Genomic DNA, 21,088 nt, shown 5'->3' with positions numbered 1-21,088 from the left:
GCGAGGGGGGCCGCCAGCGGCGCGGCAAGGTCCTGCTCCCCGCTCGCGGGGAGAAGGTGCCGGTAGGCGGATGAGGGGCACTTTCGACAAATACGAGTGGATTAGAGGAATTAGACATGGGCAAGGTTACAGGTTTCATGGAAATCGACCGGCAGGTGGCGAAGTATCAGCCGGCCTCCGACCGCATTCGCCATTTCCGCGAATTCACGATCCCCATGTCGGATCCTGAAGTCACCAAGCAGGCGGCGCGCTGCATGGATTGCGGCATTCCCTATTGCCATGGTCCGACCGGCTGCCCTGTGCACAACCAGATCCCGGACTGGAACGACCTCGTCTATAACAACAAGTGGGAAGAGGCGATCCGCAACCTCCATTCCACCAACAACTTCCCGGAATTCACCGGCCGCGTCTGTCCGGCGCCATGCGAGGAAGCCTGCACGCTGAACCTCGAAGATGCGCCGGTGGCGATCAAGACGGTCGAGCAGGCGATCGCCGACAAGGCCTATGAGCTGGGCTTCATCGTGCCGCAGCCGGCAACCATCCATACGGGCAAGAAGGTCGCGATCATCGGATCGGGTCCCTCTGGTTTGGCGGCTGCCCAGCAGCTTGGCCGCGCCGGCCATGAAGTGCATGTGTTTGAGCGCGAGACTAAGGCCGGTGGCCTGTTGCGCTACGGCATTCCGGATTTCAAGATGGAGAAGAACTTCATCGATCGCCGCGTCGAGCAGATGAAGGGTGAAAATGTCACCTTCCATTACGGCGTCAATGTCGGCGTCGATGTCACGGTCGAGTCACTGCGTGCCGACTACGATGCAGTGCTCTACTGCGGTGGCTCGGAAACGCCGCGCGAGGCCGGCATTCCCGGCGTCGAGCTGCATGGCGTACATGATGCCATGCCGTATCTTGTGCAGCAGAACCGCCGCGTCGGCCGCGAAAATATCGACAGCAACGGCTGGCCGTCCGATCCGATCCTGGCCGGCGGCAAGCATGTCGTGGTCGTCGGCGGTGGTGATACGGCGTCCGACTGCGTCGGCACAGCCTTCCGCCAGGGTGCCGTGAAGGTGACCCAGCTCGACATCCGCCCGCGTCCGCCGCAGACAGAAGACAAGCTGGCGATCTGGCCATTCTGGGCGACCAAGATGCGTACCTCGTCCAGCCAGGCCGAAGGTGCAAACCGCGAGTTCCAGGTGGCGACGCTCGAATTTGTCGGCGAAGACGGCATACTAACCGGCGTGAAGTGCTGCCAGGTCGACGACAAGCGCAAGCCGATCCCGGGCACAGAGTTCATCATCAAGGCCGATCTTGGCTTCATCGCCATCGGCTTCTCTGGTCCGTTCACCGACAGCGTGCTGAAGGAAATGAATGGCCAGTTGACGCTCAACACAGACCGTCGCGGCTCGACCAATGTCGTGGCCGACGACAAGGACTACAAGACGTCCGTTGATAAGCTCTGGGCAGCCGGCGACGTGCGCCGTGGCCAATCACTGGTCGTCTGGGCGATCCGTGAAGGCCGCCAGGCGGCCCGCGCCATCGACGAGGCTCTGATGGGATCAAGCGTTCTGCCAAGGTAAGGGGTCAGGATACTTGTACGAAAGGGTCGCCTTCGGGCGGCCCTTTTTTGTTTGCCCGGATTGTCCGGCTGATCCGCGTCAGCGGGTGATAGTCGGGGCAGCGGCCGCTATGGGCAAGCGCACGTCATCGACGCGTCCGGCCGGTGGGTCCGGCAACCGGCCGTTCTGCACCAGCTGCTCGCGGGCTGTGATCAAGGTCGAGGCGGGCATCGGTTGGCCACCGAGCAGTTCGGTGGCGCCGTCCAGCTCGGGATCGAAGAGGTCCATCGGCGGCGTCGAGACGATACTTTTCATCTCGGATGGCGGCATGTTGACCAGTTCCGGCAGGTTGCTGGCGTCGAGCCGGACAAGGTCCGGGCTGGTCATGTCGCCGAGATGGCGCCGCACAGACTTCTCCACATAGAAGGCGAGCTTGCGCTTGCCGGGTGCCGTGAAGCCGATGCCGTCGGTGCCGCGCAGGCGCACGGGCTGGCCGTTGATATCCGAGCCGGTGATGATGAAGCGGCCGTCCTGGTCGACGAAGCCGTCCCAGACATCGATGAATTCGCCCTTCTGGCGCTCGACGGAGGCGCGGTAGAGCGTGTTCAGTCTCAGCGCATCGGCTGTCATGTTCTGCGGTCTGAAGGCCGGTAGGCCGACCCAGATCAACGGCGTCTTGGTTCGCGTCACCACTTCTGCCAGACGATTGACACGCTGCTCGTAAGCGGTGAACCAGGCGTCGGTGCGAAAATCCAGCTTGGCGTCTGGTGCAATGATCTGCTGACGGTCGTTGGCTCCGATCTGAACCACGACCACACTTGGTTTCAGTGTCTCGATCAGTGCCGGGAGTTCGCCGATCCAGTCATAATAGTCGACGCGCACCAGGCCGGACGAGCCATTGGATCGCGTCTCGACTTTGACGCCGGGCGCGGTCTCGAACGCCGTCTTCAGACCATCGCCCAAGCCACCGGCAACAAAGTCGCCGATGACCAGCACTGTCTTGGCGTTTTCAAGCTTGTCGGGCGGTGGTGCGACTGCGGCCGCACCGGTTGCCGGGTTCTTCGTCTTGATCTTGGTGACGCTGCCGGCCGTCTTCTTGCGCGGCCGGACTTCGCGGATCGGTTTCTGCACTTCGCGCGGCGGGATATATTCGGGCTCCCGGGCGCCGAAAAGCATGTCGAACAGGTTGCGCCGACGCTCATATTGCTGGGCTTCGGCGGGCGTGGAAAGCAGGGTGGTCGCGATCAGCACTGCCGACAGGACCAGCGCGCCAATACGGCTGAGGATAAGACGCTGTCGTCTCGATGCCATGTCACTCGCCTTGATTTGCAGACTAAAAGCCGCGCGATCACCGTATTTGGATCGCGCGGCTTTCCAAGTCAATGGCCAAGTCAGTGGCGGCTTGGCCGCCCCGGATCAGTTTCTCAGGGCGTCCAGAAGCGGACGCGATGGCTGGCCATCGACGGACATGCCGAGGCGCCCCTGGATGGCCGAGATTGCCGCCTTCGAACCGGAACCGAAATTGCCGTCGATCTTGCCATCGTAATAGCCAAGCGCCTGCATGCGGGTCTGCAACTCGAACTTTTCCTTGATGTCGAGCGTGCCCTGCGGGCGCGGCCAACTCTGCTTCATACCGCCATAACCGGCCAATTCATCGGCCAGCAGGCCGACGCCGAGCGCATAGCTGTCGGCGGCATTGTAGCGCTTGAGGACGAAGAAGTTCTTGGTCATCAGGAAGCCAGGGCCGTTGGCGCCTCCGAGAAGCTTCAACTCGGCGCGTTCCGCACCATTCTTGAAGCCCTTGCCCGTGGGCCGGACAAAGCCCAGAGCCTGCCATTGCGCAAGCGTCTTGGTCTGGCCGGCATAGGTGCTGCCGCCGTTCGGCACCACGGTCTCATAGCCCCAGGTCTTGCCCGTTTGCCAGTTGTTCTTGGCAAGCAGGTTGGACGCGGTGGCCAGCGCATCGGGAATGGAGTGCCAGATGTCCTTCTCGCCATTGCCATCGGCATCGACGCCATAGAGCAGATAGCTTGACGGAATGAACTGGGTGTGACCCATGGCGCCGGCCCAAGACCCCATGAGGTTCTTGTTGCTGACATCGCCGTTCTGCAACATTTTCAGGGCCGCGATCAGCTGGGTTCGGGCATATTTGGCGCGCTTCTTGTCGGCATAGGCGAGGGTGGCCAGCGAACGCGGGACGTTGTGCAGGCGGTCGGGGCGCTCGAGGGCGGCGCCGTAATTCGACTCCATAGACCAGATGGCGACGATGATATGCTTGTCGACGCCGAAATGCTTTTCCAGGGCCGCGAGCGTGCGGCCGTGTTTGGCGATCATCTCCTGACCGACTTTGACGGTATAGGGATTGACGCGACTATCCAGGTAATCCCAGATCTGCGACTTGAATTCGGGCTGATAGGCCGCCTTTTCCAGGACAAATTCATCCGGCGCGGTCACGCCGGCAAAGGCCTGGCGATAGGTGCGCTCGGTGATGCCGCTTTTTGCGGCCGTGCTGTAGAAGCCATTGATCCACTTCTGGAATCCGGCGTCTGCCTGGGCCTGCACCGGCATCATGCTGGTGGCGATGGTCAGGACAATTGCGCCGAGAAGGCTGGGATGGTGTCGGTTCATGGGCATCTCCCCGTTCGTTCTACGGTTCGTTCGACAGCTGGAACTAATGCTGTTCACCCTAGGTTAATGCTATTGCGTCAACAAACTCTTTACCATGCGCGGTTTGCTCTCGCACCATCTTTGCGAATTCACTGCAAATGTATAGTAGTGAAGGCCCCGCGCCGTGACGACGTTAATCGATTAGATCCTCCAGGAGGAATGTGTGGTTCAACCGAATAAGCTCCGCAAAGCAGTTTTCCCCGTCGCCGGTCTCGGCACTCGCTTCCTTCCTGCCACCAAGGCCGTGCCGAAGGAAATGCTGACGGTCGTAGACAAGCCGGTCATCCAGTATGTGGTCGACGAGGCCATCGAAGCGGGCATCGAGCACTTCGTTTTTGTCACAGGGCGTGGCAAGGCGGTCATCGAAGACTATTTCGACATCCAGTTCGAGCTTGAGCAGACGCTGAAGTCGCGCAACAAGAATGCCGAGCTTTCGCTGCTCGATTCGCTCCAGCTGACTGCCGGCCAGACGAGCTTCACGCGTCAGCAGGAACCGTTGGGTCTCGGCCACGCTGTCTGGTGTGCCCGCGATATCGTCGGCCACGAGCCCTTCGCGCTGCTGCTGCCGGACATGATCATGCGCGGCGAGAAGGCTTGCCTCAAGGGCATGGTCGAACTCTACGAGAAAACCGGCGGCAATATCGTGGCCGTCGAGGAATGCACGCCGGATCAGGCGCACAAATACGGCATCGTCGGTGTCGGCGAGGCGCTCGAAGGCGGCTTCAAGATCACCGAAATGGTCGAAAAGCCAGCCAAGGGCACGGCACCCTCGAATTTCTTCATCAACGGCCGTTATATCCTGCAGCCTGAGATCTTCGATATTCTGTCGACGCAGGAACGTGGCGCCGGAAATGAAATCCAGTTGACAGACGGCATGCTGAAGCTTGCCAAGGACCAGTCGTTTTCCGGCTATCACTTCAAGGGCCAGACCTTCGACTGCGGCGCCAAGGATGGTTTCATCCTGGCCAACGTATCGTTTGCCATCGAACGCCCCGATATCCGTCCGGCGATCGAGGAACAGCTCAAGGCGCTTCTGGCTGCGTTGAAATAAACGTCCGATTCTCTGGCCGCCAGGCTCAACGCTTGGCGGTCAGTCCGACAAGGGCTGTCAGATCGCTGCTCTCGCCGCCGTATTTGTAGTCCGTTCGCTCGTAATTCAGGTCGGCTGTGGCATCCAGGTAGCGATTGATGCTCCAGGTCAGGCCGGCACCTGCAAGATAGCCGGTGCTGTTGCCCGTTTCTCCTACACCATCATAGTTCGTCAGGGTCAGGCCCGAAGACAGGCGCGCGACGAGATTGCTGCGCAGATCATGCTCCAGCTTGGCCGTCAGCCGGTGAACCCGTGCTCCGTTGACGCCGGCGGTGGTCGATGGATCGACATAGGTCTCGACCACCAGGTCGATATCGGTGCCTTCCTGCGGCGACCAGTAGAGGTTGCCGTCCACCGTGAGGGCCGACAATTCTGCCAAGCGGCTGTCGTCGTAGCGTTGGCGCTCATGGCCGACGCCCAATTCGCCACGCAGTTTCTCGCCGAGATCAACGGCTACACCGACCTTGGCGGCATAAACATCTGCCGAGCGCTCGTAGCCATTGGCATCAACGGTGTCATCATAGGAAATGCGGCCGATCGTTCCCTCGACGAAAGGTGTCAGGGCAGGGGACAGTTCGTAGCCGACGCGGGCACTGACGGTCGAGCGCATGCGGTCTCGATCACTTCGCGACAGGGTCGAGCCATCGGACAGCTTTACGTCGGAATATTGCCAGCGTGTGATGTCCCCGGCAATCGAGCCGCGCAACAGGCCGAGATCCCGTTCAATCGAGAGGCCGGCGTCGAACTGGTTGACCGCCGATTGCGCGCTGGCGCCGGCAACGGCGTTTGGATCGTCGGTGTCTTCGCGACTGTAGTTATAGCCGCCGGTGATGTTGGCAATGGTGTCATCGGCGAGGTCGAGCCGAAGGTCTGCATTGATATTGGCACGCGGCTTGTCTTCGGTGTCGCCGGAAATGGTGTTCTGCCAGTAACCTTCGCCGCCAATCGTCAACTGGTGACGGGACCAGTCGGATGTCAGCGTGCCCTTCAGTCCGGTCTCGGAGAAGATTCGGGTTTCGCGTCCCGCGCCGTCGTCCGAAGTCTCGCTTCCGATGGCCTGGCTGATCGACGGACGCAGCACCATGGTGCCGAGCCGGATGCCGGGCGTCTTGTCGTCCTCACGCCGGATCCTGGCAGCAGTGGGGTCGTCGAGGCGGGTTTCCCGCAGGTTTTGGCGAGCGAAATCCGGATCCTGGGCAATGCCACCATCTGCTTCGACCATGGGATCGTTCAATGGTGCAGCCAAAGGGGTCCCGGGCAAGGTGCCTTCGTCCGGGATGGTCCCGGTGGTGGTGCCGTCCGCGTTCTGCGTATCGTCCCCGGTCGCATAAAGATCATCGGCGCCTGCAGGCTGGGTTGCTGCTGCCTGCTGTGTCGTCGAGACGGCTGCGCTGGATGGCTTGGTAGCCGTTGCCTGCTGGGCGAAGGCAGGCACGGGCAGGGCAAAGACATGGGTTGCCAGCAGGCCGGCTGCGGCATGCAAGCCGAGGCGGCCGGCGCCGCGCAGTCCCGTGTTCTTGTCGATACCCATGAATTTACGCCTGGCGATCTGAAATGCTTACCCAAACGTAAAGCGAGGTGGTTAATGTTTGGTTTCGATCCCGAGCAATCGCCCATGACGAGACCATCGCGCCCGCCCGCGATGCCGGCGAGGTGCTTCGGTGGACAGGATCGGGCAAACGCAGTATGGGAACTGCCATGATCAAACGTGCTGTCAATCTTGTCGAAGCTGGCGCCATCGAGTCGGCCATCCGTGTTGTCTCGACCGAACGGGCCGGACTGCTTGCGCTTGAGGAGGCCCTGGCCGGGCCATTGGCGCAGCCGTTCTGCAATGCGGTAAAAGTGATCGGCGATATTGCCGGTCGTGTCATCGTCACCGGCGTCGGCAAGAGCGGCCATATAGGCACCAAGATTGCCGCGACGCTTGCCTCGACCGGCACGCCGGCCTTTTTCGTGCATCCGGCCGAAGCCAATCATGGCGATCTCGGCATGATCGGCGCCGATGACGCGATCCTTGCCATGTCCTGGGGGGGCGAGACCGCCGAGTTGCAGGGCATCGTCAATTTTTCGCGCCGCTTTTCCATTCCCTTGATCGCGATGACGGCGGGGGAGCAATCTACGCTGGCGCGCAATGCAGATGTGGTTCTGCTGATGCCCAAGGTCCAGGAAGCCTGTCCGCATGGACTGGCGCCGACCTCGTCTGCGGTCCTGCAATTGGCCATGGGTGATGCGATCGCGATTGCGCTGCTTGAGGCGCGCGGCTTTTCACCCAGCGATTTCCGCACGTTTCATCCGGGCGGAAAACTCGGCGCGAGCCTGACCCATGTGCGCGATATCATGCATACCGGTGACCGGGTTCCCCTGGTCGCGCTTGGCACCTCGATGCCGGATGCGGTCAAGATCCTGTCGAGCAAGCGGTTTGGCTGCGTCGGCGTGATCGACGCTGAAGGCAAGCTCTGTGGCATCGTCACCGAAGGCGATATGGCGCGTCACCTGGCGCGGGATCTGTCGGTCCTCGATGTCGATGACGTGATGACCCGCAATCCCAAGGTGATCGACGGCGCAGCGCTGGCGTCCACCGCTGCGGCAATGATCAACAAGCACGGCATCGGGGCTTTGCTTGTGGTGGATGAAAACCATTGCCCGGTTGGGCTCATCCATTTCCACGATCTGCTGCGGATCGGGGTGGCTTGAGCAGATCAAGCCTCCTCGACGGTCAGATCCCGGCCATTGCTGCTGACGACAACGACCCGTGCGCCGGCCGGTAGATCGGGGCCATTGACCACCCAGAATGTATCATCCAGCCGGATGCGGCCGCGACCTTCGGCGATCGGCTCGACCAGCACGGCGGTGCGGCCGACAAGGCTCGCACCGCGCTGGTTGAGCAACGGTTCGTCCGATTGCGCATCCTTGCGGGCAAAGAGCCGGCGGCCGCCGAGAGTTGCGGCAATTGCTGCCGCGGCAAAGACCAGTAGCTGCAACTGCCAGCTCCAGAAGCCCATATCCCAGAGCAGCAATGACAGGAGCCCGGTGACGATTGCAGCAAGGCCGATCCAGACCAGAAAGACGCCGGGCAGGAAGAGTTCGGCGGTCAGCAGTATCATGCCGAGCACCCACCAGCTCCAGGGACCAAGTTCGGCGGCGATGCGGCTCAGCATGGCTCAGGTCCCACTTGGTGGTGCAAAGGGATTGACGGGCGGGGTCGGACGCGCGGGTTGAGCGGAGCGGGCGGGAGCCTGCGGAACGGCTGCGCGCGGCTGGTCGCCGAAGACTTCCTTGGCGATGGCGCCAATGCCACCGAGCGAGCCGATCAGGGCCGAGGCTTCCATTGGCATGAGAACGATCTTGGAATTGGACGCGGTGCCGATCGCGGCCATCGCCTCGGTGTATTTCTGGGCGACGAAGTAGTTGATCGCATTGATGTCGCCGGCAGCGATCGCTTCCGATACCATGCGGGTTGCCTTCGCTTCGGCTTCGGCCAGGCGTTCGCGGGCCTCGGCCTCGCGATAGGCCGCTTCACGCTGGCCTTCCGCTTCGAGGATGGCAGACTGCTTGGCACCTTCGGCACGGAGGATCTGGGCATTGCGGAAACCTTCGGCTTCCAGCACCTGGGCGCGCTTCTCGCGCTCCGCCTTCATCTGCCGGCCCATGGCGTCGACAAGGTCGGCCGGCGGCTGGATATCCTTGATCTCGACGCGCGTGACCTTGATGCCCCAGGGGCGGACGGCATCATCGACGACACGCAAAAGGCGGTCGTTGATCACTTCACGGTTCGACAGCAGTTCGTCGAGGTCCATAGAACCCATGACCGAGCGGATATTGGTCATGGTCAGGTTGAGAATGGCGTTTTCCAGATTGGATACCTGATAGGCCGCTTCGGCGGCGTTCAGCACCTGATAGAAGGCGACGGCATCGGCGGAGACGGACGCATTGTCCTTGGTGATGACCTCCTGGGTCGGTACGTCGAGCACCTGCTCCATGACATTCATCTTCGCGCCGATGCGATCAAAGAAGGGGATAATCAGGTTGAGGCCGGGCTCAAGCGTGCGTGTGTAGCGGCCGAACCGTTCGATCGTATAGCGATAGCCCTGCGGCACGGTCTTGATCCCGGCAAAGAGCACCAGGATGACGAGCACCGCCACCGCAATGACGACGATATCCGGACCGGCAAGATTGAGCATTGTTTCCTCCTCAGACGGCGCGGCGCCGTTTGTGCTGTTGTCCTAACATCGTGAAAGCACTTGCTGATTGCAAGAGCCCGGGGAACAATGGACAGGCTTTGAGGTTGTGGATCGGCGATAAATGCAAAGGGCGGCGTGATCTGCATCACGCCGCCCTTGGTCATTCCGTCGCCTTTGCCGGTTGGCGCTGCTCAGAATTCTTCCCAGCTGTCCTGGGCAACGGCTGCATTGCCATGGCTTCGCGGCATCGGCGCACTGGTGCGGGCCGGCTGCTGCACGGGACGCGCTGCCGGGCTGCGGGTCGGCTGCGCCATGGCACGGGCCGTTTCACGCAATCCGGAGGACTGGGCCGAGGCGGTCGCTTCGATGGCGAACTGGGAGATCAGTTCGCGCAGCTTTGCCGCTTCGCCGGCAAGGGCGCCGGATGCCGCATTGGATTCCTCGACCATGGCCGCATTCTGCTGGGTGGTCTGGTCCATCGAGTTGACGGCATGGTTGACCTCCGACAGACCAGTCGACTGTTCCTTGGCGGAAATCGCGATGGCATCCATGTGGGTGTTCATTTCAGCAATGAAGCCGCCGATGGTGCGCAGTGCTTCACCGGTCTTGCGAACCAGATCGACCCCGCTCGACACTTCCGTCGTCGAATTGTGGATGAGCGCCTTGATTTCCTTTGCCGCGTTGGCCGAACGCTGTGCCAGTTCGCGTACTTCCTGAGCGACGACTGCAAAGCCCTTGCCTGCTTCGCCAGCGCGGGCGGCCTCGACGCCAGCATTGAGTGCCAGCAGGTTGGTCTGGAAGGCAATCTCGTCGATCACGCCAATAATGTTGGAGATCTGCTGTGAACTCTGTTCGATCTTGCGCATGGCGTCTTCGGCATGGGCGACGACCTTGGAGGATTCTGTGGCCGAGGAATTGGCCTGGGTCGCTACGCCGCGGGCTTCTTCCGTGCGCTTTGTCGAGTTGACCACGTTGGCGGTGATTTGTTCGACGGCTGCTGCCGTCTGCTCAAGGGCTGCCGCCTGCTGCTCGGTGCGCTTGGAGAGGTGATCAGTGCCCGAGGCAATTTCGCGGGTACCGGTTTCGATGGTTGCGACGCTGTTGGCAATGCTACCCATAGTGGTGTTCAGCTGTCGCACCGACTGGTTGAAGTCGTGACGCAGGGCTTCGAAGTCCGGTGCAAAGGCTTCATTCAGCTGGAAGGAAAGTTCACCGGCGGCAAGGCGCTTTAAGCCGTGCGCGAGGCCGGAGGTCGCGATGCGCAAGCGTTCGGCTGCGTCGGATTCGGCGCGCTCCTGAGCCGCGATGCGGTCCAGTTCGGCCTGCTTGCGGTTCTGCTCGGCTTCGCCCTGCAGGCGGTTGTTGGCAATCGCTGCCTCGCGGAAGACCTGCATGGCCTCGGCCATCTTGCCGATTTCGTCCTTGCCGCCCTTTTCGATCGCGACGTTCAGGTCGCCATTGGCAAGACGCGAGGTCGCGTCGGCGAGTTTGCCGAGCGGCCTGGACACCAGCTGGAAGTTCAGCAAGCTCATCAGGCCGGCAACGAGCGCGACTGTGATGGCGGCGAACATGCTGATCCATTCGACCGCGCCAAGTGCCGTCTTCTGGTCGCCGGAAGCGACAGTGATCTGCTGCTGAACCGAGTCTGTTGCCTTGCTGATGGTGGTGGCAAAGTTGCCGAGCAACTTGGTGCCGGAACCGGTCAGCTCCAGGGCGCGGGCAAGTTCGACGGTCATCGGATCGCGCATCAGACCAACTTGCCTGTCGACGACGCTCGTTCGCCACTCATTCAGAATACCCAGTGCTTCGGTGACGGCCGGAAGGTCGGCCGCAGAATACGCTGCGAAGAGCTTTTCAAGCTCAGGCTTTTCCGCATCCAGCCGTTTCACGACATCCGCGTATTCCGCGACGAAATCACGGTTGCCCGTCAGCAGGAAGTTCTTCAGGGCAAGGTTTGCCTCCGTGACATCGTCAACAAAGGTCGATGCCGCGCCCTGCAGCTGTTCGAGTTCCTGATTGTGTTCGACAAGGGCGGTGGCGGTCGTCGCGCGCGTGTAAATCACGCCGGAGGCGCCGATCGCGATCACGGCCAGAATGCCAAAGGCTGCAAAACCTTTTGCGCTCACGGAGATATTCTTCAGCATGGGTTCGTTCCTGTGAAAAATTGTGTGGCCGTTCAGCGGGATTGGGCTGTGACTGGCCTCAAGCGTTCATCATATGGCTGGTTAGGTGGCCGGTGACTGGCGGCGCTGCAGTTCGGTCAGATTGATCTCGACGGTTACCGCGCCGATCTTCGTCTTGGCCGCATCCGTCAGCGTGAAGCTGACCTGGTTGCGCCAGATCTTGGCTTCGTCATCCCATTCCGGCTCATCGATGAAGAGCGCATCATCGGCGACGTCATAGGTCTTCTGGAACTTGTCCTCGTCCCCCTGCCAGAAATCGCTCGTGACCGAGCTCTGGCCGACATTCAGGCCATTCTGATCCATGATGAAGATCTCGGCATAGAGACCGAGCGACCGGCCCTGCATGCGCGCGAGATAGACAGACAAGGGGTTGGACAAGGTGGCTGCGATCAGCGGCTTATCGGCGGCTTCCTGCTCGGCGCGCCACATCTTGTCGAGTTCATCGATCTTTTCCTGCGCCAGATCACTCTTGGCAGCGTTCTGGGCGCCGACGGAAACCTGCACGATCTCGGTGTCGATCCACTGGCGCATCTCTTCGATAACAGCCGGCGTAATCATCTTTTGAACATCAGGTTTGGCCGGTTCGGCGACTGTTGAGGCGGCCGACAACATCAAAGCTGCAGCGGCCAACGTGGATCTAGAAAATGCCATGATCGTCTCCTTTGTTGGCCTTAAATTTAGGCATCAATATTTAAATGTCAGTTAATATAAGAAATCATCGATACGAAATCTCAATTGAATACAATGTGTTAGATGTAATTCGTCAAATTTTACAGATGTTGTTAGTCAACCTTTAGGTGCTTTTGTTATGTTCGATAACTGACCGGCGTCGGGACCAAATCGCTGATATATTATGCCTTTTTCGATCGCCTTCATTGTTTGGTTGCATAAAAAATCAGCACTCGCTCTTTGCGGATGCGCTTGCGGGTTGCATGAGCATTTCCTTTCCTGCGGCGACAAAAAAAGGGACGCCGCGGCGCCCCTTTCATGTCCCAGATTGGATCGGATCGATCATCGCGGATGGCGACTTTGATTGCACGGCATCTGTCATCGTTCGCAGGGCCGTGCGGGGAAATTCACTCAGGCGGGTATCCGTTGATCATATTCTTCGCGCAGGCGCAGCCAGCCATCCCAGAAGGGCTGGGCTTTCGTGCCATTGATGCGGGCGGCCAGAATATCCAGATGCATGTGCCAGCCGGCGCCGACCATCAGCATGTTCTTGCGATCGGAAATACGCTGGTGGACCAGCGTCAGCAGCACGTTCGTGCCCCTGGGTTCCAGGGTCATCGTTACACTGCCGCAATCGCCCCAGGTGAAGGTCAGCTTGCGCAGCGGTTCCAGTTCGGTGATCCGGCTCTGCATGCTGTGCTGTTCGGAAAAACCCTCCGGGCGGGTGCCGGGCGGATCGGTCAATTCGTCGTTGCGCCATGTCAGTTCGAACGGCGCATCGACCTTAAGGTCCATGTCGCCCGAGGCCAGCCATTGCCTTCGAAGGTCGCTTTTGGTCAGGTAGTCCCAGACCCGCTCGACCGGGCCGGGCAAAAGGCGTTCGATCTTCAACGTGGCAGGCTCGGTGACAACGCCATAAGCGTCGAGAGTTGCTGTTTCGGTCATGTGTCATTCCTCTCTTTTTTATCAGGGCCGGGGGATATCTGCTTGTCGTCCTGCCGGAGGAGCCGTTCGAGTGTATCGAGGCGACCGGTCCAGAAGCGTTGATAGAAGTTCAGCCATTCATGCGCCGTCGCGAGTGGTCCGGGATCCAGACGGCACAGATGGGTCCGTCCGCGTATTTCGCGGCGGATCAGGCCGGCATTTTCGAGAACCTTGATGTGCTTGGAGGCTGCCGCAAGCGACATCTCGTAAGGGTGTGCCAGATCGCTGACCGTGCGTTCGCCATCAGCGAGATCGTGCAGCATCTGCCGCCGCGTCGCATCGCCAAGTGCGTCAAAGACCAAATTCATGTCGTGGGTATGTTGCTCAACCATGTGGTTGAATATGGCTGGCGTTATCTTGATTGTCAACCGATTGGTTTAATGTTTTCTCGTGGCAGAATAGAAGAAGGGCCGCATCGCTACGGCCCTTCGTCAGTTCGGTCATGCTGTGGATCTCAGATCCAGCCTTGCAGTTCGCGACGCACCACCGTTTCGATGACCCGCATGCCGTCGACACTGTCGTTCAGGCAGGGGATATGGGTGAATTTCTCTCCGCCATTGTGCAGGAAATCCTCTCCTGCCTCGACAGCGATCTCCTCCAGCGTCTCGAGGCAATCGGAAACGAAGCCCGGATTGAGCACGGCGATGCGCTTGACGCCATCCTTGGCCAGTTTTTCCACGGTCTTGTCGGTATAGGGCTGCAGCCATTCTTCCGGCCCGAAACGGGATTGGAATGTGACCATCAGCTTTTCCTTCGACCAGCCAAGTCGGTCGCGCAACAGGCGCGTCGTCTTGTAGCACTGACAATGATAGGGGTCGCCCTTCTTGAAATAGGACATAGGGATGCCGTGATAGGAGGTGAGGACCACTTCCGGCAGCCAGTCGAGCGTTGCAAGATGGGTCTCTATCGAGTTTGCCAGTGCGTCGATATAGACCGGATCGTCCGCATATTGCGGCACCGTGCGCAGTGCCGGCTGCCAGCGCATCTTCAACAGCGCCTTGAAGGCTTCGTCGTTGACGGTGGCGGTGGTGGCGGCTGCATATTGCGGATAGAGCGGATAAACGAGGATCCTCTCGCAACCGGCCTTCTGCATTTCCACCATCTTCTTCTGGATCGCCGGCTGACCGTAGCGCATGGCCCAATCGACATGCACATGCGGGAGATCCCTGAAGGCCTCTGCCAGCTTTTCCGCCTGGTTGCGCGTATAGGTGCGCAGATAGCTTTCGTCGAGATCGTTGTTCCAGATCGACTTGTACGCCTCGCCGACCTTCTGCGGCCGCTTGTTGAGCACGATGCCGTAGAGGATCGGGTACCAAAACAGTCGCGACCATTCGATGACCCGCTTGTCGGTCAGGAATTCCGCCAGATACCGCCGCATCGATTCGTAGTCGGTACCATCCGGTGTGCCGAGATTGACGAGAAGAACGCCGACCTTGCCGAAATTGACGGGCGGATGGTCGGATGGCCAATGGGCGGGCAGTGCGGTCATTTTGTTATCCTGATGGGCTGGCTGAATGCCACTACGTCGGAAATTGTATCGAGGATCATCTGATAAAAGCAAAAGCCGGCCCGGGAAAGCCCGGGCCGGCTTGTTGTCATGCGTCAAACGGTCTTAGTTGGCGGGCAATTCCAGTTCCTTGCCGACGGCGATCAGGTCGGGGTTTTTCAGCCCGTTGGTCTCGGCGATCTTCGTCCACAGCGCACCGTTGCCATAGGTTGCCTTGGCGATCTTCCACAGGCTGTCACCGGCGACCACCTTGTAGGCCGTTACGGCAGCGGTGGTTGCGGTTTCGACGGCGGTTGCCGCCGGGGCAGCCGCAGCGGTTTCCGGGGCCGCAGGCGCAGCTTCCGCGGCAGGTGCCGCTTCTGCCGGCACGGCGACCGCCGCAGCGACCTCGGTGATGCGGCCATCGGTGTAGGGCTTGTAGGGGCTGTTCTTGGCGATGAAATCGGCCACGACACTTTCCAGGCCCGGGCCGAAGTCATAGGCGTTCTGGCCGGCTGTTGCGAAGATCTTGAATCCGTCGCCGCCTGCACGCATGTAGTTGTTGGTGGCGACGCCATAGACCTTGTTCGGATCAAGCGCTACGAACGCATCGCCTTCCTTCACTTCGACCGAAACGACCCGACTCCCGGCTGGCTTCGACTTGTCGAAGGAATATTTCAGGCCTGAGACCTGCGGGAAGCGACCAGCGACTTCCTCGATCTGGCTGAGACCGTTTTCGAGGGCTGCCACGATGTCGGAGCCCTTGAGCTGGAAAGAGGCTAGCGAGTTCTGGAAGGGCAGGACCGTCAGCACTTCACCCATGGTAACAGTGCCGGCGTCGATCGAGGCACGCAGGCCGCCGCCGTTCTGGATGGCGATCGTGATGCCCTGATCCTTCAGACGATCGACCATGGCGTCGGCAACAAGGTTGCCCATGGTGCATTCGGCGGTGCGGCAAACATCGCGGGAGCCATCGATGATATCGGAGCTCGAGCCAATTTCCTTAAGCTTCAACTCTTCGATCGGGCCGCCGAGTTCCGCCACCTTGGCGACGAAGCCGGCATCGGGCGTGACGGAAGCGTCGAGCAGCTTCGGTGCGCCGGAGGCAGCCTTGACGACACCGGCGTCATCGAAAGTGACCGCCAGGTCGCCGAGATATTTGGAATAGGAATAAGCGGTGACGATCGGCACGTCCTTGCCCGACGGGTTCTTGACCAGCGTCGGATAGGGGCCGGCCGCCTTCTCGTCGGTCGAGGACAGCAATGTGTGGCTGTGACCGCCGACGATCACGTCGATGCCGTCGACGGCTGCCGCGATCTCCTGATCCTTGACGTAGCCGACATGCGACAGCAGCACGATCTTGTTGACGCCTGCCGCCTCGATCTCCTTCACCGCTTCCTTGAGATAGGTGATCTCGTCGGCAAACAGCACGCTGTCGCCAGGCGATGAGGTTTCGTCGGTGTCGGTGGCCAGAACAGAAACCACGGCGACCTTGTCGGCGCCGAATTCCTTGATGATGTAGGGCTTGAACTTGTCGGCGATCGGGGTGTCGAGGCCGGCCAGCGTATTGCCGGAGATCATCGGAAATTTCAGCGCATCTATGAACTTGGCCAGTTCTTCCGGACCATCGTCGAATTCGTGGTTGCCGATCGCCATGGCGTCGAAGCCGATGCCGTTCATGAAGTCTGCGATCGGTGCGCTCTTGTAGGTGGTGTAGAACAGCGAGCCCTGGAACTGGTCGCCGGCATCGAGCGTCAACACGTTCTTGCCGTCGAGTTCGGCGCGGCGGGTATCTATGGCGGTCTTGACGCGTGCGATGCCGCCGAAGCATTCGTTCTTGCTGGCCTCTTCGGCCGAGCAGGTCGAATCGAACTTGTTGATCGCCTCGATACGGGAATGGAAATCGTTGATGTGCAGGATGTTAAGTTCGAAATCGGCAAATGCGCCGCCGGCGGATAGTGCAAGTACGGATGCACTCAAAAGGCCGAACCGCAGGTGTCTGAACATCGTTTTCTCTCCTGTTTTTACATCTTCATTCGGTGCAACAACGGCTCTTGATGTCCGCTTCCGCGCCCTGGAAGGCCGGATGTTTTCATCAAGTCATGGCAACCGCAAGAGAAAATCACCCTTGGGTGTCATGTTTTGGAATGGTGAAATAAAAAAGCGGCTGCCGAGGGCAGCCGCTGGATATCATGTCGACGACGTCATCAGGATGACGCGAAAATCAAAGGTTTGCCGGTCTCAAGCCCAGACCCAGGCGTGGCCTCAAGCCCGGCGTGCGAGCGAGAACTGCGCACCGCTGTCGGAGGTGCAGTTCAACTGGTTCGGCGTGACCAGGGCGCAATTGACCTTCTGCTGCGTGTTGCGCACCAGCGAGGTCATGTTGATCTCGACCAGACGGTCGGACTGCAGTGTGTAACTGCCGGAGGCGAGTACCTGGTTGGTATCGGTCGTGCGGGTGGTGAATGTGCCTCCCTGGAAGGTCGAGACGATGCCGTTCGGATCCGCCCAGGCGCCTTCCACCGTCGGCCCCTGGCTCACGGTAGGCAGCGGGCGTGGGCCGCTGGAATAGCAGGAGGAAAGCGCCATTGCACATGCCGCGATTGCCACCAGTGACTTCAGTTGCATTCTGGTCTCCCACCGTCTCGGCGGCGTGATAGCGCCGTCCGCTTGTCTAATTGTCTAAAATTTTAAAAACCATGCCGTGAAGCCTTGTCCAAAGCAAGGCCGGGATCCCGTCTGGTCCGGTTTATCCCGCCTGGATGCGGCTTCCTGCAGTTCCTGTCTATGAAAGCAAAAAGCCCGCCGCAAGGGGCGACGGGCTTCCAGCAGGGCTGTTAACGGATCAACGAACCAGAATGTTCCGGAACTGCCACGGATCCTTTTCGTCGAGGTCTTCCGGGAAGAGGCCCGGACGGCCTTCGAGCGGGGTCCAGTCGGTGTAATGGCCTTCGACCGGGCCGAGATACGGCATCTGCACTTCGAGGCAGCGTTTGTAGTCGATCTCATCGGCTTCGACGATGCCGGCCTTCGGGTTTTCCAGTGCCCAGACCATGCCGGCGAGAACGGCAGAGGTTACCTGCAGGCCGGTTGCGTTCTGGTAAGGCGCGATGCGGCGGGTTTCTTCCAGCGACAGGCGCGAGCCGTACCAGTAGGCGTTCTTGTCGTGGCCGTAGAGCAGCACGCCGAGTTCGTCGACGCCGTCAACCAGTTCGTTCTCGTCGAGAACGTGGAGAACCGGCTGCTGCTTGCCACCATTGCCGAACATTTCATGCAGCGACAGAACCGCGTCATTGGCCGGGTGGTAGGCATAGTGGCAGGTCGGACGATAAGAAACTTCGCCATCCTTCTCGACGGTGAAGTAGTCGGCGATCGAGATCGATTCGTTGTGGGTGACGAGGAAGCCGTATTGCGGGCCAGGCGTCGGGCACCAGGTGCGCACGCGGGTGTTGGCGCCCGGCTGCTCGAGATAGATCGCTGCCTTGCAGCCCTTCTTGTGCTTCTTGGCGTTCTTCGGCATCCAGTTTTCATGGGTGCCCCAGCCGAGTTCGGCCGGCTGCAGGCCTTCCGAGATGAAGCCTTCGACCGACCAGGTGTTCCAGAAGACGTTCATCGGCTTCGGGTTCTTGGCGCGCTGGGTGTCGCGTTCGGCAATGTGGATGCCTTTGACGCCGACCTTCTTCATCAGCTTGGCCCAGCCTTCGCGGTCATCCTGCGCCGGCTCTTCGAACTTGACGCCGAGTTCGTTGGCGACGTTGACCAGCGCCTGCTTGACGAACCAGGAAACCATGCCCGGGTTTGCGCCGCAGGTGGAAACGGCGGTGGTCCCGCCCGGGTTTTTCTTGATCTCGGCACGAACGGTTTCGCGCAGCGCGTAGTTGGTGCGCTCCGAATTCTTCATGTTCTTGTCGAAATAGAAGCCGAGCCAGGGCTCAACGACCGTGTCGATGTAGAGAACGTCGAGCTTGCGGCACATCTTCATCAGGTCGAGCGAACCGGTATCAACCGAGAGGTTGACGCAGAAGCCCTGGCCCTTGCCGGCCTTCAGAAGCGGCTTGAGCAGTTCCTTGTAGTTTTCCTTGGTGACATGCGCCTGGATGTGCTTGACGCCGTGCTTTGCCAGCAGCTCCGCATCGTCGTTGCGCGGGTCGATGACGACCATCCGGCTCTTGTCGAACTTGAAGTGGCGTTCGATCAGCGGCAGGGTGCCACGGCCGATCGAACCAAAACCGATCATGACGATCGGGCCGGTGATCTCGCCGTAAACCGGATAGGATGTCTCAGTCATTTCTGTCTCCTTGCAGGGCGCAGCATCTTGCTGCGTGCACAATTGGGTCATTGCCGAATGCGCATCGGCAGGGCCGATATTGGCGGCTCTAGATCACAAAATACTGACACAATAAAGAGTATGTCGCAGGCCACCGTCGCGATCAGGCGGAATTTTTTGCAAAATGCCGATTGCGCAGGCAGTCAGCGAGACGAACGCGCTGAATGTCGACGCCTTTGTAAGCTGCCTGTTCGGGTGTCAAGGCATCGAGCTGATCGGCAAGCGCCATTGCCAGACGCATTCCTTCAGGGTGGTTTTCGAAGGCTGCGGTCGGATCGAGATAGATGCGGATGGTGAAGACGATATCGCCCGTCTCGGGCAGTCTGGTCAGCGTCTGGCGCTCAACGCGGATCACGGCCTCATCGGGAGAGGCTGCGTCATTGCGGCCGGTTTCGGGATGATGCAGCTTTTGCCGCCAGTTGATCGACCAGTTGAAACGCTCGGCCGGCTGGCCGGGCAGGAGATTGTCGAAAATGCGGTTGATCAGGGCCGCGTTGCGGGTGCCGCCCTGGAAGCCCGGGACATGGGCGTGGATCTCTTCCATCGGGCGGTCGAATTTCTCGGCGAGCGACCAGGAGGAGGGAAAGGACAGATGAGCAGCGGCCATGAACCAGCCCGCCTCGCGCCGCTTCATGATGACCAGATCGTCCTGGACGAGAAAGCCGGCGCGGATGAGGAGTGGAATGGTCTCGTCGTCGAGGTCGACGGTATGGCCGGCGAGGGTGATGGCATTGCCCTCGCGCCGACAGAGATGCGGGTGCCGGGTTTGCAGGTGATCGACGATCAGGCGCAGGCATTCGCGCTGCGCTGGCAGACTGTCTGCAGTCGCGCGGAAAATGTCGTCGCGTTGGTTTGCCGCCAGCTTCTGCTTTTCGTCGAGATAGAACTGGAGCATTCCGTCAGGCTGGATCCAGCGGTCGGGATCAAGCGACGAGAGGCCGATGGTGAAGGGACGCGTTGCCCCGGCATAGGGTGTCTGGGTGAAGGTGGACATGGTTTGCTTGTCCACTCAGGCCGAGCGCTCGATCTCTTTCCGCGCACAGCTCGCTATAAAGGCGGAACGCGTCAAGCCGCGTTTCCTCGCAGCGATATCGATCGCTGCAAGTGTTCCAGCTTCCAGCGTAATGTTGGCACGTACAGTTCGCGTGTCGTCTTCTATCAGAGGCACCCGGATCAAGAACGGGCCGTCCTTTAACTCGCTGCGCACATCGTCTCTGGCCAAGAGATCGGCGTGGGAGGCTGGATCCGGTAGAGGCTCGTCCTGAGCCCAGAGGCGCAGCGCTTCTATCGCATTGGCAACGATGTCATCTTCGTCATCGGCTGCGGAGAAAGCAGACGGAAGATCCGGAAAGCTGATCCCATACGCACTTTCAGCGTCCTTGTAGACGATGGCCACATAGTGATGCATCACATTCTCCTCGATCGACTAGATCCAGCCCACTTGCCTGGCAATTGCACGCGCGGTTCCGAATGGCAGATCTTTCTTCGGATGCGGCATGATCACTGCCTTTTTGTCCTTGCGAAACTTGTGATGAGAACTGGATACTGCAACGAGTTCATAACCTTCGGCTTTGAGTCGCTGGATGATTTTCGTTAATCCGTCTCCATGGCACATCCTCAATGCGCATATATATGCGCATCATAGCTGAAAATCAGATGCCGTCGTCAGTTCCGCAAATTTTCCAGCCCCTGAGCGGTCCGCGTCACGGCCACTTCGCTGATCGCATATTCCGCGACACCTTCCGTGGCGAAGGGGTCTGTTGCCGCATAAGCCTCGATCTCCACCCGATCACCCCTGGCCAGTATGACGCCGCCGGTTCTGGGTACCTTGCGGCCGGAAGCAAGGAACATGCCGCTGTCATAGCCGGCATTGACCCAGGCCATGTGCGGCGCCATCAGGCGATCGGCGTCTTCCTGCGGTTTGACATAGGTGAGGGAGAGGATGAACATC

Annotated in this window: 20 protein-coding genes; 3 read left to right on the top strand and 17 right to left on the bottom strand. The window is 60.1% G+C overall.

The window, feature by feature from the left end; genetic code table 11:
- The first annotated feature begins 116 nt into the window (after window positions 1-116).
- Window positions 117-1,571 carry a glutamate synthase subunit beta gene (locus tag PDO_RS22255; protein WP_007607167.1) on the top strand — a complete coding sequence of 485 codons (1,455 nt, stop codon included), beginning with the start codon at window positions 117-119 and terminating at the stop codon, window positions 1,569-1,571.
- A gap of 78 nt (window positions 1,572-1,649) precedes the next feature.
- On the opposite strand, the gene PDO_RS22250 is transcribed toward PDO_RS22255, so the two are convergent.
- Both PDO_RS22250 and PDO_RS22245 read right to left on the bottom strand, forming a co-directional pair.
- Window positions 1,650-2,861, bottom strand: coding sequence for an SGNH/GDSL hydrolase family protein (locus PDO_RS22250; RefSeq protein WP_007607166.1), 1,212 nt, complete (start codon window positions 2,859-2,861; stop codon window positions 1,650-1,652).
- Between the two features lie 105 nt (window positions 2,862-2,966).
- Window positions 2,967-4,184 (bottom strand): lytic murein transglycosylase, encoded by a 1,218-nt coding sequence (locus tag PDO_RS22245; protein WP_037075078.1) that lies wholly within the window; start codon window positions 4,182-4,184, stop codon window positions 2,967-2,969.
- A 196-nt stretch (window positions 4,185-4,380) separates the two neighbouring features.
- On the opposite strand from PDO_RS22245, the gene galU reads away from it, so the two are divergent.
- Window positions 4,381-5,268 (top strand): UTP--glucose-1-phosphate uridylyltransferase GalU, encoded by an 888-nt coding sequence (gene galU / locus PDO_RS22240; protein WP_007607162.1) that lies wholly within the window; start codon window positions 4,381-4,383, stop codon window positions 5,266-5,268.
- A 25-nt stretch (window positions 5,269-5,293) separates the two neighbouring features.
- Here galU and PDO_RS22235 read toward each other — a convergent pair whose 3' ends face one another.
- The gene (locus tag PDO_RS22235; RefSeq protein WP_007607160.1) at window positions 5,294-6,838 is read right to left on the bottom strand and encodes an outer membrane beta-barrel protein; all 1,545 of its coding nucleotides are present in this window, start codon (window positions 6,836-6,838) and stop codon (window positions 5,294-5,296) included.
- 167 nt (window positions 6,839-7,005) lie between these two features.
- Between PDO_RS22235 and PDO_RS22230 the strand changes: the two genes are divergently transcribed.
- Entirely contained in the window at window positions 7,006-8,001 is a 996-nt protein-coding gene (locus PDO_RS22230) for a KpsF/GutQ family sugar-phosphate isomerase (protein ID WP_007607157.1), read from the top strand.
- A gap of 5 nt (window positions 8,002-8,006) precedes the next feature.
- Here PDO_RS22230 and PDO_RS22225 read toward each other — a convergent pair whose 3' ends face one another.
- The 14 genes from PDO_RS22225 to PDO_RS22165 all read right to left on the bottom strand — a co-directional run bounded on the left by PDO_RS22225 (window position 8,007) and on the right by PDO_RS22165 (window position 21,087).
- Window positions 8,007-8,465: an NfeD family protein gene (locus PDO_RS22225; protein ID WP_007607154.1), complete on the bottom strand. Its 459-nt coding sequence runs from the start codon at window positions 8,463-8,465 to the stop codon at window positions 8,007-8,009.
- A 3-nt stretch (window positions 8,466-8,468) separates the two neighbouring features.
- Window positions 8,469-9,488: an SPFH domain-containing protein gene (locus tag PDO_RS22220; protein ID WP_007607152.1), complete on the bottom strand. Its 1,020-nt coding sequence runs from the start codon at window positions 9,486-9,488 to the stop codon at window positions 8,469-8,471.
- A 191-nt stretch (window positions 9,489-9,679) separates the two neighbouring features.
- Window positions 9,680-11,632 carry a methyl-accepting chemotaxis protein gene (locus tag PDO_RS22215; protein ID WP_007607150.1) on the bottom strand — a complete coding sequence of 651 codons (1,953 nt, stop codon included), beginning with the start codon at window positions 11,630-11,632 and terminating at the stop codon, window positions 9,680-9,682.
- Between the two features lie 81 nt (window positions 11,633-11,713).
- The gene (locus PDO_RS22210) at window positions 11,714-12,322 is read right to left on the bottom strand and encodes a hypothetical protein (protein ID WP_007607149.1); all 609 of its coding nucleotides are present in this window, start codon (window positions 12,320-12,322) and stop codon (window positions 11,714-11,716) included.
- Window positions 12,323-12,751: 429 nt separating this feature from the next.
- Window positions 12,752-13,285 (bottom strand): SRPBCC family protein, encoded by a 534-nt coding sequence (locus tag PDO_RS22205; RefSeq protein WP_007607148.1) that lies wholly within the window; start codon window positions 13,283-13,285, stop codon window positions 12,752-12,754.
- A complete protein-coding gene (locus tag PDO_RS22200) occupies window positions 13,282-13,656 on the bottom strand; it encodes an ArsR/SmtB family transcription factor (RefSeq protein ID WP_007607147.1) in 375 nt (124 codons plus the stop codon). Before PDO_RS22200 ends, PDO_RS22205 begins: the two co-directional genes overlap by 4 nt.
- A 122-nt stretch (window positions 13,657-13,778) precedes the next feature.
- A complete protein-coding gene (hemH, locus tag PDO_RS22195; protein WP_007607146.1) occupies window positions 13,779-14,813 on the bottom strand; it encodes a ferrochelatase in 1,035 nt (344 codons plus the stop codon).
- A 123-nt stretch (window positions 14,814-14,936) separates the two neighbouring features.
- Entirely contained in the window at window positions 14,937-16,817 is a 1,881-nt protein-coding gene (locus PDO_RS22190) for a 5'-nucleotidase C-terminal domain-containing protein (protein ID WP_007607145.1), read from the bottom strand.
- Between the two features lie 258 nt (window positions 16,818-17,075).
- Window positions 17,076-17,438, bottom strand: a complete 363-nt coding sequence (omp10, locus tag PDO_RS22185) for an outer membrane lipoprotein Omp10 (protein ID WP_007607143.1) — start codon at window positions 17,436-17,438, stop codon at window positions 17,076-17,078.
- Between the two features lie 217 nt (window positions 17,439-17,655).
- Window positions 17,656-19,098 (bottom strand): homospermidine synthase, encoded by a 1,443-nt coding sequence (locus PDO_RS22180; RefSeq protein WP_007607141.1) that lies wholly within the window; start codon window positions 19,096-19,098, stop codon window positions 17,656-17,658.
- Between the two features lie 142 nt (window positions 19,099-19,240).
- Window positions 19,241-20,131: a heme-dependent oxidative N-demethylase family protein gene (locus PDO_RS22175; protein WP_007607139.1), complete on the bottom strand. Its 891-nt coding sequence runs from the start codon at window positions 20,129-20,131 to the stop codon at window positions 19,241-19,243.
- Window positions 20,132-20,146: 15 nt separating this feature from the next.
- Window positions 20,147-20,545 (bottom strand): type II toxin-antitoxin system HicB family antitoxin, encoded by a 399-nt coding sequence (locus PDO_RS22170; RefSeq protein WP_007607137.1) that lies wholly within the window; start codon window positions 20,543-20,545, stop codon window positions 20,147-20,149.
- An 18-nt stretch (window positions 20,546-20,563) separates the two neighbouring features.
- Entirely contained in the window at window positions 20,564-20,752 is a 189-nt protein-coding gene (locus tag PDO_RS27460; protein WP_081593222.1) for a type II toxin-antitoxin system HicA family toxin, read from the bottom strand.
- A 50-nt stretch (window positions 20,753-20,802) separates the two neighbouring features.
- Complete coding sequence (locus PDO_RS22165; protein ID WP_007607135.1) at window positions 20,803-21,087, bottom strand: YciI family protein; 285 nt, start codon at window positions 21,085-21,087, stop codon at window positions 20,803-20,805.
- Window position 21,088 lies beyond the last annotated feature (1 nt).

The sequence above is a fragment of the Rhizobium sp. PDO1-076 genome (assembly GCF_000247475.1).
GTDB lineage: Bacteria > Pseudomonadota > Alphaproteobacteria > Rhizobiales > Rhizobiaceae > Allorhizobium.
Note: the sequence above shows the minus strand (reverse complement) of the source record. Positions and strands in the feature narration are given on the sequence as shown.

Excerpts from the sequence above, each read along its gene's own strand:
- PDO_RS22255 (WP_007607167.1), top strand. The coding sequence starts at position 117 with ATGGGCAAGGTTACAGGTTTCATGGAAATCGACCGGCAGGTGGCGAAG.
- PDO_RS22250 (WP_007607166.1), bottom strand. The coding sequence starts at position 2,861 with ATGGCATCGAGACGACAGCGTCTTATCCTCAGCCGTATTGGCGCGCTG.
- PDO_RS22245 (WP_037075078.1), bottom strand. The coding sequence starts at position 4,184 with ATGCCCATGAACCGACACCATCCCAGCCTTCTCGGCGCAATTGTCCTG.
- PDO_RS22235 (WP_007607160.1), bottom strand. The coding sequence starts at position 6,838 with ATGGGTATCGACAAGAACACGGGACTGCGCGGCGCCGGCCGCCTCGGC.
- PDO_RS22230 (WP_007607157.1), top strand. The coding sequence starts at position 7,006 with ATGATCAAACGTGCTGTCAATCTTGTCGAAGCTGGCGCCATCGAGTCG.
- PDO_RS22225 (WP_007607154.1), bottom strand. The coding sequence starts at position 8,465 with ATGCTGAGCCGCATCGCCGCCGAACTTGGTCCCTGGAGCTGGTGGGTG.
- PDO_RS22220 (WP_007607152.1), bottom strand. The coding sequence starts at position 9,488 with ATGCTCAATCTTGCCGGTCCGGATATCGTCGTCATTGCGGTGGCGGTG.
- PDO_RS22215 (WP_007607150.1), bottom strand. The coding sequence starts at position 11,632 with ATGCTGAAGAATATCTCCGTGAGCGCAAAAGGTTTTGCAGCCTTTGGC.
- PDO_RS22210 (WP_007607149.1), bottom strand. The coding sequence starts at position 12,322 with ATGGCATTTTCTAGATCCACGTTGGCCGCTGCAGCTTTGATGTTGTCG.
- PDO_RS22205 (WP_007607148.1), bottom strand. The coding sequence starts at position 13,285 with ATGACCGAAACAGCAACTCTCGACGCTTATGGCGTTGTCACCGAGCCT.
- PDO_RS22200 (WP_007607147.1), bottom strand. The coding sequence starts at position 13,656 with ATGGTTGAGCAACATACCCACGACATGAATTTGGTCTTTGACGCACTT.
- hemH (WP_007607146.1), bottom strand. The coding sequence starts at position 14,813 with ATGACCGCACTGCCCGCCCATTGGCCATCCGACCATCCGCCCGTCAAT.
- PDO_RS22190 (WP_007607145.1), bottom strand. The coding sequence starts at position 16,817 with ATGTTCAGACACCTGCGGTTCGGCCTTTTGAGTGCATCCGTACTTGCA.
- omp10 (WP_007607143.1), bottom strand. The coding sequence starts at position 17,438 with ATGCAACTGAAGTCACTGGTGGCAATCGCGGCATGTGCAATGGCGCTT.
- PDO_RS22180 (WP_007607141.1), bottom strand. The coding sequence starts at position 19,098 with ATGACTGAGACATCCTATCCGGTTTACGGCGAGATCACCGGCCCGATC.
- PDO_RS22175 (WP_007607139.1), bottom strand. The coding sequence starts at position 20,131 with ATGTCCACCTTCACCCAGACACCCTATGCCGGGGCAACGCGTCCCTTC.
- PDO_RS22170 (WP_007607137.1), bottom strand. The coding sequence starts at position 20,545 with ATGCATCACTATGTGGCCATCGTCTACAAGGACGCTGAAAGTGCGTAT.
- PDO_RS27460 (WP_081593222.1), bottom strand. The coding sequence starts at position 20,752 with ATGTGCCATGGAGACGGATTAACGAAAATCATCCAGCGACTCAAAGCC.
- PDO_RS22165 (WP_007607135.1), bottom strand. The coding sequence starts at position 21,087 with ATGTTCATCCTCTCCCTCACCTATGTCAAACCGCAGGAAGACGCCGAT.